Source organism: Tenacibaculum finnmarkense, from assembly GCF_900239185.1.
In the GTDB taxonomy this organism is placed as follows: Bacteria; Bacteroidota; Bacteroidia; order Flavobacteriales; family Flavobacteriaceae; genus Polaribacter; species Polaribacter finnmarkensis.
Genome location: NZ_OENA01000034.1, coordinates 1 through 14,023, shown reverse-complemented (window position 1 = coordinate 14,023; position 14,023 = coordinate 1). Strand labels below are relative to the sequence as shown.

General features: G+C 31.3%; 15 protein-coding genes and 2 tRNA genes. 10 read left to right on the top strand and 7 right to left on the bottom strand.

The window, feature by feature from the left end:
- The first annotated feature begins 132 nt into the window (after positions 1-132).
- Positions 133-552, top strand: coding sequence for a CBS domain-containing protein (locus AQ1689_RS03820; protein WP_101914573.1), 420 nt, complete (start codon positions 133-135; stop codon positions 550-552).
- 228 nt (positions 553-780) lie between these two features.
- Here the strand turns inward: AQ1689_RS03820 and rpe are convergent, their stop codons facing one another.
- A complete protein-coding gene (gene rpe / locus AQ1689_RS03815) occupies positions 781-1,437 on the bottom strand; it encodes a ribulose-phosphate 3-epimerase (RefSeq protein ID WP_101914572.1) in 657 nt (218 codons plus the stop codon).
- A gap of 254 nt (positions 1,438-1,691) precedes the next feature.
- Positions 1,692-2,555, bottom strand: a complete 864-nt coding sequence (locus tag AQ1689_RS03810; protein ID WP_058884193.1) for a sigma-70 family RNA polymerase sigma factor — start codon at positions 2,553-2,555, stop codon at positions 1,692-1,694.
- Positions 2,556-2,754: 199 nt separating this feature from the next.
- Between AQ1689_RS03810 and AQ1689_RS03805 the strand changes: the two genes are divergently transcribed.
- From AQ1689_RS03805 to AQ1689_RS03790, 4 genes are all read left to right on the top strand, one after another.
- Entirely contained in the window at positions 2,755-3,321 is a 567-nt protein-coding gene (locus AQ1689_RS03805; protein ID WP_101955242.1) for an RNA polymerase sigma factor, read from the top strand.
- A gap of 209 nt (positions 3,322-3,530) precedes the next feature.
- On the top strand, positions 3,531-4,100 hold the full coding sequence (locus AQ1689_RS03800) for an RNA polymerase sigma factor (RefSeq protein WP_101914570.1): 570 nt from the start codon (positions 3,531-3,533) through the stop codon (positions 4,098-4,100).
- 5 nt (positions 4,101-4,105) lie between these two features.
- A complete protein-coding gene (locus AQ1689_RS03795) occupies positions 4,106-4,294 on the top strand; it encodes a hypothetical protein (RefSeq protein WP_058884196.1) in 189 nt (62 codons plus the stop codon).
- Positions 4,295-4,333: 39 nt separating this feature from the next.
- Positions 4,334-5,155: a mechanosensitive ion channel family protein gene (locus AQ1689_RS03790; RefSeq protein ID WP_101955241.1), complete on the top strand. Its 822-nt coding sequence runs from the start codon at positions 4,334-4,336 to the stop codon at positions 5,153-5,155.
- A 253-nt stretch (positions 5,156-5,408) separates the two neighbouring features.
- Here AQ1689_RS03790 and porT read toward each other — a convergent pair whose 3' ends face one another.
- The 5 genes from porT to AQ1689_RS03765 form a co-directional block, all read right to left on the bottom strand.
- Complete coding sequence (gene porT / locus AQ1689_RS03785) at positions 5,409-6,110, bottom strand: type IX secretion/gliding motility protein PorT/SprT (RefSeq protein WP_101955240.1); 702 nt, start codon at positions 6,108-6,110, stop codon at positions 5,409-5,411.
- Position 6,111: 1 nt separating this feature from the next.
- Positions 6,112-6,840, bottom strand: a complete 729-nt coding sequence (gene ubiE / locus AQ1689_RS03780; protein WP_101914567.1) for a bifunctional demethylmenaquinone methyltransferase/2-methoxy-6-polyprenyl-1,4-benzoquinol methylase UbiE — start codon at positions 6,838-6,840, stop codon at positions 6,112-6,114.
- A 12-nt stretch (positions 6,841-6,852) separates the two neighbouring features.
- Positions 6,853-7,746 carry a NifU family protein gene (locus AQ1689_RS03775; protein WP_101914566.1) on the bottom strand — a complete coding sequence of 298 codons (894 nt, stop codon included), beginning with the start codon at positions 7,744-7,746 and terminating at the stop codon, positions 6,853-6,855.
- Between the two features lie 102 nt (positions 7,747-7,848).
- The gene (locus tag AQ1689_RS03770; protein WP_101955239.1) at positions 7,849-9,237 is read right to left on the bottom strand and encodes an OmpP1/FadL family transporter; all 1,389 of its coding nucleotides are present in this window, start codon (positions 9,235-9,237) and stop codon (positions 7,849-7,851) included.
- Between the two features lie 44 nt (positions 9,238-9,281).
- Positions 9,282-10,391: a hypothetical protein gene (locus AQ1689_RS03765; RefSeq protein WP_145993728.1), complete on the bottom strand. Its 1,110-nt coding sequence runs from the start codon at positions 10,389-10,391 to the stop codon at positions 9,282-9,284.
- Positions 10,392-10,537: 146 nt separating this feature from the next.
- Here AQ1689_RS03765 and proS point away from each other — a divergent pair, with 146 nt between their 5' ends.
- The 5 genes from proS (at position 10,538) to AQ1689_RS03740 (ending at position 13,904) form a co-directional block, all read left to right on the top strand.
- Positions 10,538-12,016, top strand: coding sequence for a proline--tRNA ligase (gene proS / locus AQ1689_RS03760; RefSeq protein ID WP_101914563.1), 1,479 nt, complete (start codon positions 10,538-10,540; stop codon positions 12,014-12,016).
- Positions 12,017-12,737: 721 nt separating this feature from the next.
- A tRNA-Glu gene (locus AQ1689_RS03755) sits at positions 12,738-12,809 on the top strand.
- 120 nt (positions 12,810-12,929) lie between these two features.
- A tRNA-Glu gene (locus AQ1689_RS03750) sits at positions 12,930-13,001 on the top strand.
- 36 nt (positions 13,002-13,037) lie between these two features.
- On the top strand, positions 13,038-13,289 hold the full coding sequence (gene rpsT / locus AQ1689_RS03745; RefSeq protein ID WP_058884204.1) for a 30S ribosomal protein S20: 252 nt from the start codon (positions 13,038-13,040) through the stop codon (positions 13,287-13,289).
- 114 nt (positions 13,290-13,403) lie between these two features.
- Positions 13,404-13,904, top strand: coding sequence for an ABC transporter ATPase (locus AQ1689_RS03740; RefSeq protein WP_101955237.1), 501 nt, complete (start codon positions 13,404-13,406; stop codon positions 13,902-13,904).
- Positions 13,905-14,023 lie beyond the last annotated feature (119 nt).

Sequence of the window (14,023 nt, the reverse complement as noted above, 5' to 3'; positions counted from 1 at the left end):
ACATCTTTTTTGTTTTGAGAACCACAAAAGAAACATTTTAATAGAATTTCAGAAACCTTTTTCTTTTTATTTTACAAATTTAAACAGGCTCTTATAAATAAATAATAAGCAATACTTAAAAAATAAAATACGATGAATAAAAACACAAAAGTTTCAGAAATAATGACTAAAAATGTACTTACTTTAAGTACTTCGGATGATTTAATGACAGCAGAAAAGTTGTTTAAAAAAGAAAAAATACGACATATTCCTGTTGTTGTTGATTCAAAAATAAAAGGAATGTTAAGTTATACCGATTTATTAAGAATCAGTTTTGCAGATGCTGTTTATGATGATCAAGAGCAGGTAGATGCTGTGGTTTATAATATGTTTACTATTGAACAGGTGATGGCAAAAAATTTAGTGACTGTTACTGCGTGTTCTACTATAAAAGAAGTGGCTGAAATTTTAGCAAAAAAAGAATTTCACGCTTTGCCTGTTGTTGACAACAATGAATTGGTAGGAATTGTTACGAGTACCGATTTAATTAATTATTTACTAGCGCAGTTTTAAAAAAGGGATGTTTTTAAATTTCAAAAAATAAAATTAAATAAACTGTCAGTTCGAGTGATTTTTTTCTTTCAAATTCTTTTTAGTCATTAAAATCACTCGAATTGACAATAATCATCAAAAAAAGCTAAAAAATACGGCAAATCAGGATGCGAAAATAAATTCAGCTTGACCGATTCGATTTCTTATTTTTTGTTACAAAACTTTTTTAAATGAAGTTTAAACAGGTTTTTAATTAATCAAATTCTTTAAATTTTCAATAGTTTCGGTAGGGTTTTCACTTTTAAAAACATAGCTACCCGCCACTAAAACATCGGCACCAGCTTCAATAAGTTGATTGGCATTTTTATCGGTTACACCACCGTCAATTTCTATTTTACATTCAGAATTTGAAAATTCAATTAAATGTTTTAACTGGCTTACTTTTTTATAGGTGTTTTCAATAAATGATTGTCCTCCAAAACCTGGGTTTACACTCATAATACACACCATATCTAAGTCTTGAATAACATCTTCTAAAACCGAAATTGGTGTGTGCGGATTTAAAGCAACTCCTGCTTTCATTCCTGCGGCTTTTATTGCCTGAATAGTTCGGTGTAAATGTGGGCAAGCTTCGTAATGTACAGTTAAAATATTTGCTCCTAAATCGGCAAAAGTTTGAATGTATTGATCAGGGTTTACAATCATTAAATGTACATCGATTGTTTTTGTTGCGTGTTTGGTAATGGCTTTTAAAACAGGCATTCCAAAAGAGATGTTTGGTACAAATACGCCATCCATAATATCAATATGAAACCAATCGGCATCACTATTGTTTATCATTTCGATGTCTCTTTGTAGGTTCGCAAAATCTGCGGCTAAAACTGAAGGTGCAATTAAATTACTCATTGGTTTCTTGTTGTGTTGTTATTTTTGTTGTAGCAAAGATAATTAATTCGTGTTTAAAAAGGTTCTTACTGATTTTAAAAATGCTGTTCATAAATAAGTTGTTTTGTTAAGATGTTTAGCCCTGATTGCAGCGGCATCCTTTTTTGAAGGATGAAAAAAAGATACAGCGTAAAGCAGGAATTAGCTCCAAAAAAAACTCCCAAAAATGAATTTGAGAGTTTTACTATTTTATCTAAAAAAAAAAACTGAGATTGTTATCCTAAGTAAGTCATTAAAATTTTACTACGAGAAGTGTGTTTTAATCTGCGGATTGCTTTTTCTTTAATCTGACGAACACGCTCACGAGTTAAATCGAAAGTTTCTCCAATTTCTTCAAGGGTCATTGGTTGGTGTTCTCCTAATCCGAAGTATAATTTTACAACATCAGCCTCACGAGGAGTTAAGGTTTCTAAAGCACGGTTAATTTCAATACGTAACGATTCGTGTAATAAAGTTCTGTCAGGGTTTGGTGATTCACCTGAATTTAATACATCGTATAAATTAGAATCTTCACCCTCAATTAAAGGAGCATCCATTGATACGTGACGACCAGAATTTTTCATTGATTCTTTTACGTCATTCACAGTCATGTCTAACTTTTTGGCAATTTCTTCAGGACTTGGAGGTCTTTCGTTTTCTTGCTCTAAAAAGGCGTACATTTTGTTAATTTTATTGATAGAACCAATTTTATTTAACGGTAAACGTACAATACGAGATTGTTCTGCTAATGCTTGTAATATTGATTGACGAATCCACCATACAGCATACGAAATAAATTTAAAACCACGAGTTTCATCAAAACGTTTTGCCGCTTTAATTAATCCTAAATTACCTTCGTTAATTAAATCGGGTAAAGTTAATCCTTGGTTTTGGTATTGTTTTGCTACCGAAACAACGAAACGTAAGTTTGCTTTAGTTAATTTTTCTAAGGCTCTTTGGTCACCAGCTTTAATTCTTTGTGCCAATTCTACTTCTTCATCAGCAGTAATTAAATCTACTTTTCCTATTTCTTGTAAATATTTATCTAAGGAAGCAGTTTCTCTATTGGTAACCTGTTTGGTAATTTTAAGTTGTCTCATCTAATTTAAGGGGTATTATTGATTCATCAATCGCTCTACACTATATTATACGTAGGATGCCCTGATAATGTTACAAAAAAGTAATTATTTTTTTTAAAAGATAGTTTGCTACCTTTCATCTACATAAAAGGTTGTTTTGTCTTGTCTAAAAATTTAAAAGAGGATTATTTCTTTAATTTACAGTATAAATACAGTCATTATGAACGCAATAGCTACAAAAATTACAGATGAAGATTTAGTTTACCAAATTGTTAGTACTAATAATACGGCTTTATTCGGTGTATTATACAATCGATTTTCAAGAATGGTTTTTTATAAGTGTTATGGATTTTCTAAAAACAAACAGGAAGCCGAAGATTTAATGCACGATGTTTTTATTAGATTATTTATTAAATTAAAAACATTTAAAGGAACATCTAAATTTTCGGTGTGGTTGTATTCTTTTACGTATAATTTTTGCGTAAATTATGTACAGCGAAATAACTATAAAAAGAATGAAAAAATTACTGTTTTAACAGATAAAATTAAAGACCAAAATATTAAAGATGAAAAAGAAGGTGCTTTATTTTTAGAGTTAAAATCAATTCGATTGGCAAAAGCATTTCGTATGATTGCGGCTTCTGAAAAGATGATTTTGCTAATGAAATATCAAGATGATATGAGTATTAAAGAAATATCAAATACATTAAATATAGGAAATAGTGCCGTGAAAATGCGTTTAAAAAGAGCTAAAGATAAAATTTCAGAAATTTATAAAGACCTGTAATTGTTTGTTTTAATACTATCTTTTTATGCTGATTAGCGTCTGTTCTTATAGCGTTAAAATTAATCGATATTTTTTGTTATTTAAAAGCCAATATCATTTAAAGAATTATTAAATTAGCTCTTTGATAAAAGAATGAAAGTGACCCTTTTAAAATAAAAGTGTCTTACTAATTGTAAGTCGAACTATAAATTAATAACTAAACTTAGCTGTTGAAAAGTATTGATATTACAAAACTAAGCGATGAAGAGCTGGTTAGTAAAATAGTAGAAAAAAATGATAGTCATTTATTCGCTGTTTTATATGACCGTTATGCGGGTGTGGTGTATAATAAATGTTATGGTTTTTCTAAAAATAAAGAAGAAGCACAAGATTTAACACATGATGTATTTATTCGTTTGTTTGTAAAATTAAGAACCTTTAAAGGAAGGTCAAAATTTTCTACTTGGCTGTATTCTTTTACTTATAATTTCTGTGTAAACTATGTGCAAAGAAATAAAGAGAAGAAAAAAGAAAAAGTTACCGTTGTTACTGATCAAATAAAAGAAGATAGTAATGAAGATGAAATTGACGACGCTGAATTATTTGAACTAAAGGCTGATAAACTAGCAAAAGTACTTGAAATGATACCTGCTCCTGAAAAAATGATTTTATTAATGAAATATCAAGATGATATGAGCATTAAAGAAATTTCAGAGGCATTGAGTTTGGGTGATAGTGCTGTAAAAATGCGTTTAAAAAGAGCCAAAGAAAAAGTTATAAGAGTATATAACACACTGTGATAATTATGGAAAATCCATTTAAGAAAATATTACATAACGAAGAATTGCCAGAGGTACTTAAAAGCAAAGTACTTAAAGATGTGGCAATGATAAAGCTGTCTATAGATATAGCCGATTTATTTGTGGTAAAATACCCAAGTACAATTGCTGATTTATTAGGTGGTGGTGTGTCTAAAAAAGAACCGAAAAATTAATAAATAACACTAAGAATAAAATTAAATAATAACAGCATCATGAATGTATTAAATATTGATATTTTAGAACCTTTTAAAGATGTTTTTAAAAATATTATTGATTCGTTACCAACTGTACTTGGGTTTATTGGCTTTGTAATTTTAGCTTGGTTAATTATTAAAGTTTTCCTATATATTGTAAGAAAAGGATTGTCTAAAACAAAAATTGATGAATGGTCTAAAAAACTAAGTAAAACAGAAATTTTTGGTAATTCAACGATCAATATTGTATTAACCACTGTAATACTTGCTGTGTTAAAATGGTTTTTAATACTAACATTTGTTATGGCAGGTTCAACTATTTTTGGGCTTGAAGCTGTATCAGAAGGTATCAAAAGTTTTTTTGCTTATTTACCTAAATTATTAACAGCGATTGGAATTTTTGTAGCGGGTGTTTATTTAGGAACTGTTGTTAAAAAAGCAACCCAAACCATGTTTAAATCTTTAGAAATTTCTGGAGGTAATTTGGTTGGAAACATTGCTTTTTATTTAATCGTAGTTTTTTTATCGATAACAGCATTAGATCAGGCAGGGGTTGATACATCTGTAATAAAAAGTAATTTAACACTTTTAATAGGTTCTGTTCTTTTAGCATTTACTTTAGCCTTTGGTTTAGGAGCTAAAGAAGTTGTAGTTCGATTGCTTTATGGCTATTATTCTAGGAAAAATGTGGGTATTGGAAAAAAAGTAACTATTGGCGATGTTAAAGGCGTTGTAACTGCAATTGATAATATTTGTTTAACTGTTACAACAACTCAAGGGAACGTGGTTTTTCCAATTAAAGAAGTGGTAGATAGTAAAATAGTTATTGAAAATGAGTAGTTTATAACTTTTTGTTTTATATTTGCTTTCTGACTTATTAAAAGAAAATAAATGATAGATTTCGGGGGACTTCTATCTTATAGATAAAGACATTTACTGTTCTTTATCATAATGACCATCGATAAGATGGTCATTTTTTTTGTTATTATATGTGACTTATAAGATAAATAAGTGTCTTATAAGTGTAAGGTAGATTTCGGGGGACTTCTATCTTTATAAAAAAGCCACTGTTCATAAAACAGTGGCTTTTTAATTATTCAAACGATAGGTGTAAAAATACACCTCGTGTACCTAGGTAATCAAGGGGGTCTGTCCATTGACTAGGTGAATTGTTATCGGGTATGAGTTCGTTATTAATAGCGAAAACACCCCTAATAGAAGGTGATAATTTAAAGTAACTTAAATAGAGGTCAATACCAATACCTATTTCGTACAGTACATTACTTGTGGTGGTTCTAAACTCACCAACAGCATTGTCATCACCATTTTTTTCATTACTAGAAAAATTATAATCATACGATATTCCTCCTAATACATAAGGGCGTATGTTATTAAGCCTATTAGTACTCATTTTTAGTAGCAAAGGCAAGTGTAAATAGGTGGCGCTAACTTCTCTGGTATGTATGTTTTCTGTTCCGGGAATGTGCTTAAAAAACAAGGTCTTTGTGTTTGACATTAACCCTGGTTCAAATCGTAAGTTTAAATTGTTATGTAATTTTAAATCGGCAATTAAACCAACGTTAAACCCTACCGAACTTGATACCTCAACTTCAGCATTGTTAAAAGCACTAGGCTTGTAACTTACTTTATAGCCATTATTGTTTAGCCCTAAGTAAAAACCATAATGAAAAATATGTTCATCAAAACTAGGAAGATTTAATATTTTTTCACGTTGCGCCTGAAGGCAAAGGGTAAAAAGTCCGAAAAATGCGAAAAGTAAAATTTTTTTTAACATATTATTTAAAAGCGGTGTAAATTGATGCAACTCCAAAAGTTACAGGTACATTATTTACATTGTTAAACCCGTTTTTCTGTAAAATATTGTTAAAAGCTTTACCAAAAGGAAAAGAATTTGCGCTTTCTGATAAATAAGAGTACGCTACTTTATCTTTTGAAAACAGTTTACCAATAATAGGTAGTAAAACATTGGTATGAAACTGATACCCTTGTTTAAACGGAAACTTAGTAGGATTCGAAGTTTCTAAGATAACTAATTTTCCGCCAGTTTTTAAAACACGGCGTATTTCAGTTAATCCTTTGTCTAGATGTTCAAAATTTCGAACTCCAAAAGAAACCGTTATTGCATCAAAAGTATCATTATCAAAAGGCATTTTTTCACTATCGCCAACAATCATTTCTATTTTATCGGTTAAATTAGCTTTGGCAATTTTTTGCTTACCAACGGCTAACATTCCCGCAGAAATATCTAAACCTACAATTCTATCAGGGTTTAAACCCGCCATCATTAAAGCTAAATCACCAGTACCAGTAGCGATATCTAAAATTTGTTTCGGATTATTTTCACCGACTAATTTTACTACTTTTTTTCGCCAGCTAACATCAATTCCTAAAGAGATAACACGGTTTAAGCCGTCGTAATCTTCAGAAATATTGTCAAACATTTTGGCTACTTGTTCTTTTTTTCCTAAGTCAGAATCTTTGTATGGTTTGATTGTTTTAGACATCTTTTTTATAAATTATCCGTTAATAGCAACTACTTGATTAATTTTATTAGGCAACATATCTTTAAGCATGGTTTCAATACCGTTTTTTAAAGTTACCGTTGATGAAGGGCAACCGCTACAAGCACCCTGTAATATTACACTAACTATTTTAGTGTCTTTATTGTACGATTGAAAGGCGATATTTCCACCATCAGAAGCTACGGCTGGTTTAATGTATTCATCTAAAATAGCAACAATTTCAGCTTCGGTAGCTGTTAAATCTTCCTTCGGAATTTCAACATTTTCTTTGGTTTGTTGCTTTGGAAGTTCTTTAATAATTGTTTTTCCTTCTTGAATATAAGTTCTAATAAAAGAGCGAATTTCTTGATGAACTTCATTCCATTCAATCATGTCGTATTTTGTAATAGACACGTAATTTTCAGAAATAAAAATTTCTTTTACAAACGAAAAACCAAATAGTTCTTGCGCTAAAGGCGATGATTTACTAGCTTCTTCAATGTTTTTAAACTCAACATCAGTTTGGGTAAGCGCTTTGTTTGATCCGAATTTCATAACCGAAGGATTCGGAGTAACTTCAGCATATACTTCAACAGCATCTTTTTTAGTACTTACTTCTTCTACTAATTTATTACCATCTTTTAAATAGTTTTCAATTTGTTCACGTAATTCTTCTTCTACGTCTTCCCACTGCACAATGTCATAACGCTGAATTGCGATGAAATTTGCGGTAATTAAAATCTTCTTTACAAAAGGAAGGTGAAAAAGTTGTTGTGCTAAAGGTGAGTTTTTAGCTTCGTCTATATTATTAAACTCATAACTACCACCGTTTACTAAAATTGTACTACTTGTAAATTTTAAAATAGTTTCGTTATTTGTTTCTTGTATGCTTATTTTTATCGTGCTCATAAGTTGTAAAATGAAGTGCAAAATTACGGTAAAAAACTGAGATATATGTATATAAAAAATCCTGCAAAAGCAGGATTTGAATATAAATTGTTACGACTATCTTTATAAATTAAAGGTTAGCGTTGCCGAAATTTTAGAAGTTTTGTTATCTGTAGTTAAATCACCAGTGTTATAGATGGTATAAAATTGCTTTATTTGCTGTTTAGAATACGCTAAATCTATTTTTGTGTTTCCAAAGTTATAGCCTAAACCTGTTGAAAAACCGCTTAAATTATCTTTATTTGTATTGCCTCCTAAAATAAGGTTTGGGTTTTTTTCATAACGATAACCGCCACGAACACTTATGTTGTCAAAACGCCATTCTGTACCAATATTTAAAGCATGTGTATTTCGATAATTATTGGTGAAGTTGGTGTTTTCTACAGAAAAATTACCATCACTAAGTTTGATGTTTTTGTAATTTTTATAGGTATAATCAATACTAATTAATCCTTTTTTACCAAATATATACGCACCACTAGCGGTAATTCTGCTAGGAGTTTTAAAGCGGTAAACATTTTCTTGAAAAGGATTATCGCTTTCTAAACGCTCTCCATTATTAATATTTGGCGTTGTTAAATCAAAATATCCTTTGTAATTTTGATACACAAAATCATCTTCATCATAAGGCACTAAATTACTGTTTTCATAAACTTCATGATACCAAGTAGGTGTTTCGAAAGCCAATCCTAAACGTAAATTTTGATTAAACTTATAAATAAACCCAAGATTTAACGAAAACCCATTCGAATTAAAAGAACTATCTTGAACATTAAACGCATCTAAGGTGTTTCCGTGGGTATCGTTATTAAATTCATTGATTTTAATAAGTTGGGTAAAATTAATTTTATGGAAATTTAAGGTAGCTCCAGCGGATAATTTATTCAAATGAACGGCAGAAAATCCGAAGCTGTAAACGCTACTTTTCCCAGTGGTTTCGTTTTCAATAAACTGTTCCTGCGGATAGTCAAAAATGATGGAAGGATCGGTAAGATGCTCTGTAAAATACGCATCGCCACTATTTCCTTGTGCATTATAGGCACTGTTAAAATCTTTTTTTATTCGATAATTAACACTCAACGCAAACCGATTCCAATTAGAATTATAAGCGGTATTAAAAGCTAAAATTGCGCCAACCTGACTCAGGTTAAATTCGGTGTTTTCAGTATTGGATTTATTGCCATAATACATAGAAGAGTAAGCGGTATTTCGATTATTTAACGTTGCCGATACAACACTTTTTCGGCTAACAACAGCACCTGCAGGGTTAATTCCTATAGCAGAAACATCGCCGCCTAACGCACCAAAAGCGCCACTCATTGCTTCAAAACGAGCCGTTCCGTTGGTATCATCTCCTGAAAACAAAGTTCCTAATTCGTTGTAATTTAATGATTGTGAAAAACCAGTATATGTACTAGCGATAAGTATCGCGAAAGTTAAAATTCGTTTCATTTTTTGTTAATTAGTTTAAAAACCTACCTAGAAAGTTACTTCAATTAGCGCCTGTTATTAGTTGATCTTCTACTGTTAGATGATCTGTTAGTCTTGTTATTATTACTTCTTGAAGAGGTAGAACTGCTACGAGAATTTCTTGATGTTGTTGGTCTGTTATAACTTTTAGTATTGCTATTACTGTTTCTTCTTGAATACGTTGAATTACTGCGAGAGTTTTTAGTTGTTCGGGTACTTCTTGTATTGCGGTTTATTTTATTGGCATTTCTAGAAGGTGTGTATTTTCTAGTAGAATTACCACGAGTTGTTCGTGTATTTCTAGTATTTCGGGTGTTTCTTGTATTCGTAGTATTTCTAGTATTTTTAGAACCTCTTATATTTCTGTATGAACGATTATTTCTACTAGCATTTGTATTTCTTCTATAGCTTTTTGTATTTCTTCTTGAAGTAGTTGCAATTCTTCTATATTTTGATGCTGCTCTGTAAATTCTATAAGGGTTCGAACCGTTGTGACGGCTGTAATAACGGTTATAGTTACTGTAAGAGTTGCGTCTGTAGTATGGGTAATAATAAGGGTTGTTGTAATAATTATTATAAGGGTTATTATAATAATTCATTCCGTAATAACCACGATTATAAAACCCGTAATTATAAGAATTTCCATAGGCATAATACCTTGAACGCCACCAAGGTCTGTTATTATAACCATAATAACCATCCCAATTATTATAGTAGCCCCATTGAGGTGCTGTATTTACATGAATTACAACATCGGTATTATTATTTTTGTTGTAACCCCAAGGTTCATTACTTGTATAGTTATTTTGAGCTTCATCATTTCTAATATCCTGATCAGCATTAAAAGGTGCTTCTTCAGAGGCGTATTGCTCAATATCAGTAAAAATATCGGTGTCATTTAAAACCCCTAAACGCTCCACTTCCTTGGTGAAATAGTTTTCTTGAGGTGCCTTATGTTCTTTAGTATCAGCAACAATAATAGTACGTTTTGACTTTTGAATAGGTTTGTCATCGGCATAAATACCGTCATCATTATTGGCAACAGTTTGCATTGTTCCGCATGAAACAATTGTAGCTGACATCAATAATAAAAGTAGGTAAAAAGCAAGCTTGGTGTGGCTATATTGGAACTTCATGGCTTAAAATTTAAGGTTATAAAAACTAATTGGGAAACTGGGGTACAAAATACGATTTCTTTGTTGGGCAAGTAGCCTTTTTAATGTAGTTTTGCATAGACAATTTACGCATAAAATATAACAATATTTATGCCAAACTTTTGATTATGAGCAAACATTTAACAAAAAGAGACGAAGATTATTCGAAATGGTATAACGAATTAGTGGTAAAAGCTGATTTAGCTGAAAACTCAGCCGTTAGAGGATGTATGGTTATAAAACCCTACGGATTTGCTATTTGGGAAAACATGCAAGCAGAATTAAATAGAATGTTTAAGGAAACAGGGCATGAAAATGCTTATTTCCCATTACTTGTACCCAAAAGTTTATTTGAAGCAGAAGAAAAAAATGCTGAAGGATTTGCAAAAGAATGTGCGGTTGTAACACATTATCGTTTAGAAAACGACCCAGATAACAAAGGGAAATTAAGAGTAGATCCGAATGCAAAATTAGAAGAAGAATTAGTAATTCGCCCAACATCCGAAGCAATTATTTGGAACACCTATAAAGGATGGATTCAGTCATACCGTGACTTACCATTATTAATAAACCAATGGGCAAATGTAGTACGTTGGGAAATGCGTACCCGATTATTTTTGCGTACCGCCGAATTTTTATGGCAAGAAGGGCATACCGCACACGCCACAAAAACCGAAGCAGTAGCTGAAGCAAAACAAATGCAAGAAGTATATGCAACCTTTGCGCAAGATTTTATGGCGATGCCTGTAATAAAAGGAGCAAAATCAGCAAGCGAACGTTTTGCAGGAGCCGAAGACACCTTAACTATTGAAGCATTAATGCAAGACGGTAAAGCCTTACAAGCGGGAACATCTCACTTTTTAGGGCAGAATTTTGCCAAAGCATTTGATGTAAAATATACATCAAAAGAAGGAAAGAAAGAATACGTTTGGGCAACTTCTTGGGGAGTTTCAACCCGTTTAATCGGAGGGTTAATTATGACACATTCCGATGATGCAGGTTTAGTTTTACCTCCAAAATTAGCGCCAATCCAAGTTGTAATTGTTCCTATATATAAAGGAGACGACCAATTAGAAGCAATTTCTGAAAAAGTAAATGTAATTGTAAAAGAATTACGCAAAAAAGGCGTTTCAGTAAAGTTTGACACCAGAGACACTTACCGACCAGGTGCAAAATTTGCCGAATACGAATTAAAAGGAGTTCCTGTGCGAGTAGCCATGGGAAATCGTGATTTACAAAACGGAACCGTTGAGGTGGCTCGTCGTGATACTTTTGAAAAACAAACCGTTGCTATTGATGGCGTTGTTGATTTTATTGCTAATTTATTAGAAGAAATTCAAGACAACTTATATCAAAGAGCGTTGAATTTCAGAGCAAACAATACGACCGAAGTAACCACTTTCGATGAGTTTAAAGACGTTATTGAAAACAAGGGAGGATTCGTATTAGCGCACTGGGACGGAACCGAAGAAACCGAAGAAAAAATTAAAGACCTTACCAAAGCAACTATTAGATGTATTCCTAACGATGCTAAAGAAGAGGTAGGAACTTGTATTTTTACAGGAAATCCATCTACTAAAAAAGTGCTTTTCGCTAAGGCATATTAATATAAAAACACTTATTGTTTAAAAATCCTGCTTCGGTAGGATTTTTTTTTGAAGCAATTTCCCGCTTTCCGCACTCGCTTTTTTTATTTTTTCGAAAAGAAAAATAAAAAAGAGCTCAAACAATTGCTTCAATCGGGGCTAGGCATTTGTGCTTGTTTTTAAAAATTGTACAAAAAGAATAGAGTCCGAACCTTTAGCGCCTGTTTAAATTTTATTTAAAAAAGTTTTATCGCTGGAAAATCGAGTCTGTCAAACTGAATTTATTTCAGTTTCGCATCCTGATTTGCCATAGTTCTTCGCTTTATGCGATGCTGAAATAAATTCAGCATGACGGTTATATGTTAAAAATACACTTTAGTTAAAATTTAAACAGGCTCTAAACGTCAAAAAAACAAGATTTAGACAATATTAAATTAATATAAACTGATAAAATATCAAATTTAGTCAGAAATTTATTAGCCTTTTTAATACTCGGAGTAGGGGGCGTATTGCGGTAAAATAGCTAAAAGTACTTTGTGTATTGAAATTGATAAAAAATAATTTATTTTTTTATTTAATTTAAAGTTACCTGTATTTAGTTGTTTTTTAGTTCTTTAAGTGTGGCTGTAGTGGTTTTTTAAATAATTAACACAATTTTTTTTAAAAAAAGATGACAAAAAGTTTTGCAAGATTGAAAAACAGTTGTATATTTGCACCCGCAATCAGATAAATTGTTTGTCACGGTCCGTTCGTCTAGGGGTTAGGACGCATGGTTTTCATCCATGTAACACGGGTTCGATTCCCGTACGGACTACAATTTAATTGACGTTTTATAAAGATTAGTAATTTTAATAAAACAAAAAATTAATAATAAAATTACCGTAAATGTAAAATAATACTTTATATTTGCACTCGCAATCAGAAAGATTGTTTTGGTCCGTTCGTCTAGGGGTTAGGACGCATGGTTTTCATCCATGTAACACGGGTTCGATTCCCGTACGGACTACAAAGTTTTTTATAAACCTTTAAGAATTTTAGCATAATGGCAAATCACAAGTCAGCAATAAAAAGAATCAGAAGTAATGACGCTAAGCGTTTAAGAAACAAATATCAGCACAAAACAACACGTAATGCTGTTAGAAGATTAAAAGCATCTGAAGATAAAGCAGAAGCAACTGCAATGTTTTCTACTGTTGTATCTATGTTAGATAAATTAGCAAAGAACAACATTATTCACAAGAATAAAGCAGCAAACTTAAAATCAAAATTAGCTAAACACGTAGCTTCTTTATAAGAATTTAAAGTTTACTTAAAATATTAAAAACGTTTCGATATATCGAAACGTTTTTTTTTGCTTTATACTTTCGTGCTATTTTCTGTATCTTTGCCATTCAGATTAAGAACAATTATGTTAGTAGATTTTAATACATTATCAGAAGAAGCAAAGGTTTGGATTTATCCATGTAACAGAAAGTTTTATCCAAAGGAAATTGACGGATTAAACGAGCAATTAAAAACATTTGTTGAAGGGTGGAAGTTAGACGATGAAAATTTTAAAGCATCCTTTGAGGTACGATACAATCGTTTTATTATTTTTTCAGCTGCAGAAGATGCTGAGTTGTTAAATGCCGATATTGATGCACAAGTTGGTTTTATTTTACAGCTACAGGCACAATATGAGGTCGAATTATTAGATAGAATGAATGTGTGTTTTAAACAAGGGGAATACACGCAGTATAAAGAGTTGAAAGACTTTAAAAAGCTAATTAAAAACAAAGCAGTAACCGAAAAAACAATTGTTTTTGATAACTTAATTGAAACAAAACAAGAGTTAGAAAATTACTGGGAAGTGCCAATTTCTGAAAGCTGGTACAGTCGCTTTTTAAAGAAAAGTAAAACCAAGTCCTAAAGAAACACTGTCTAGGTTTCCATTTTAAGAGCCTGTTTAAATTTGTAAAATAAAAAGAAAAAGGTTTCTGAAATTCTATTAAAATGTTTCTTTTGTGGTTCTCAAAACAAAAAAGATGT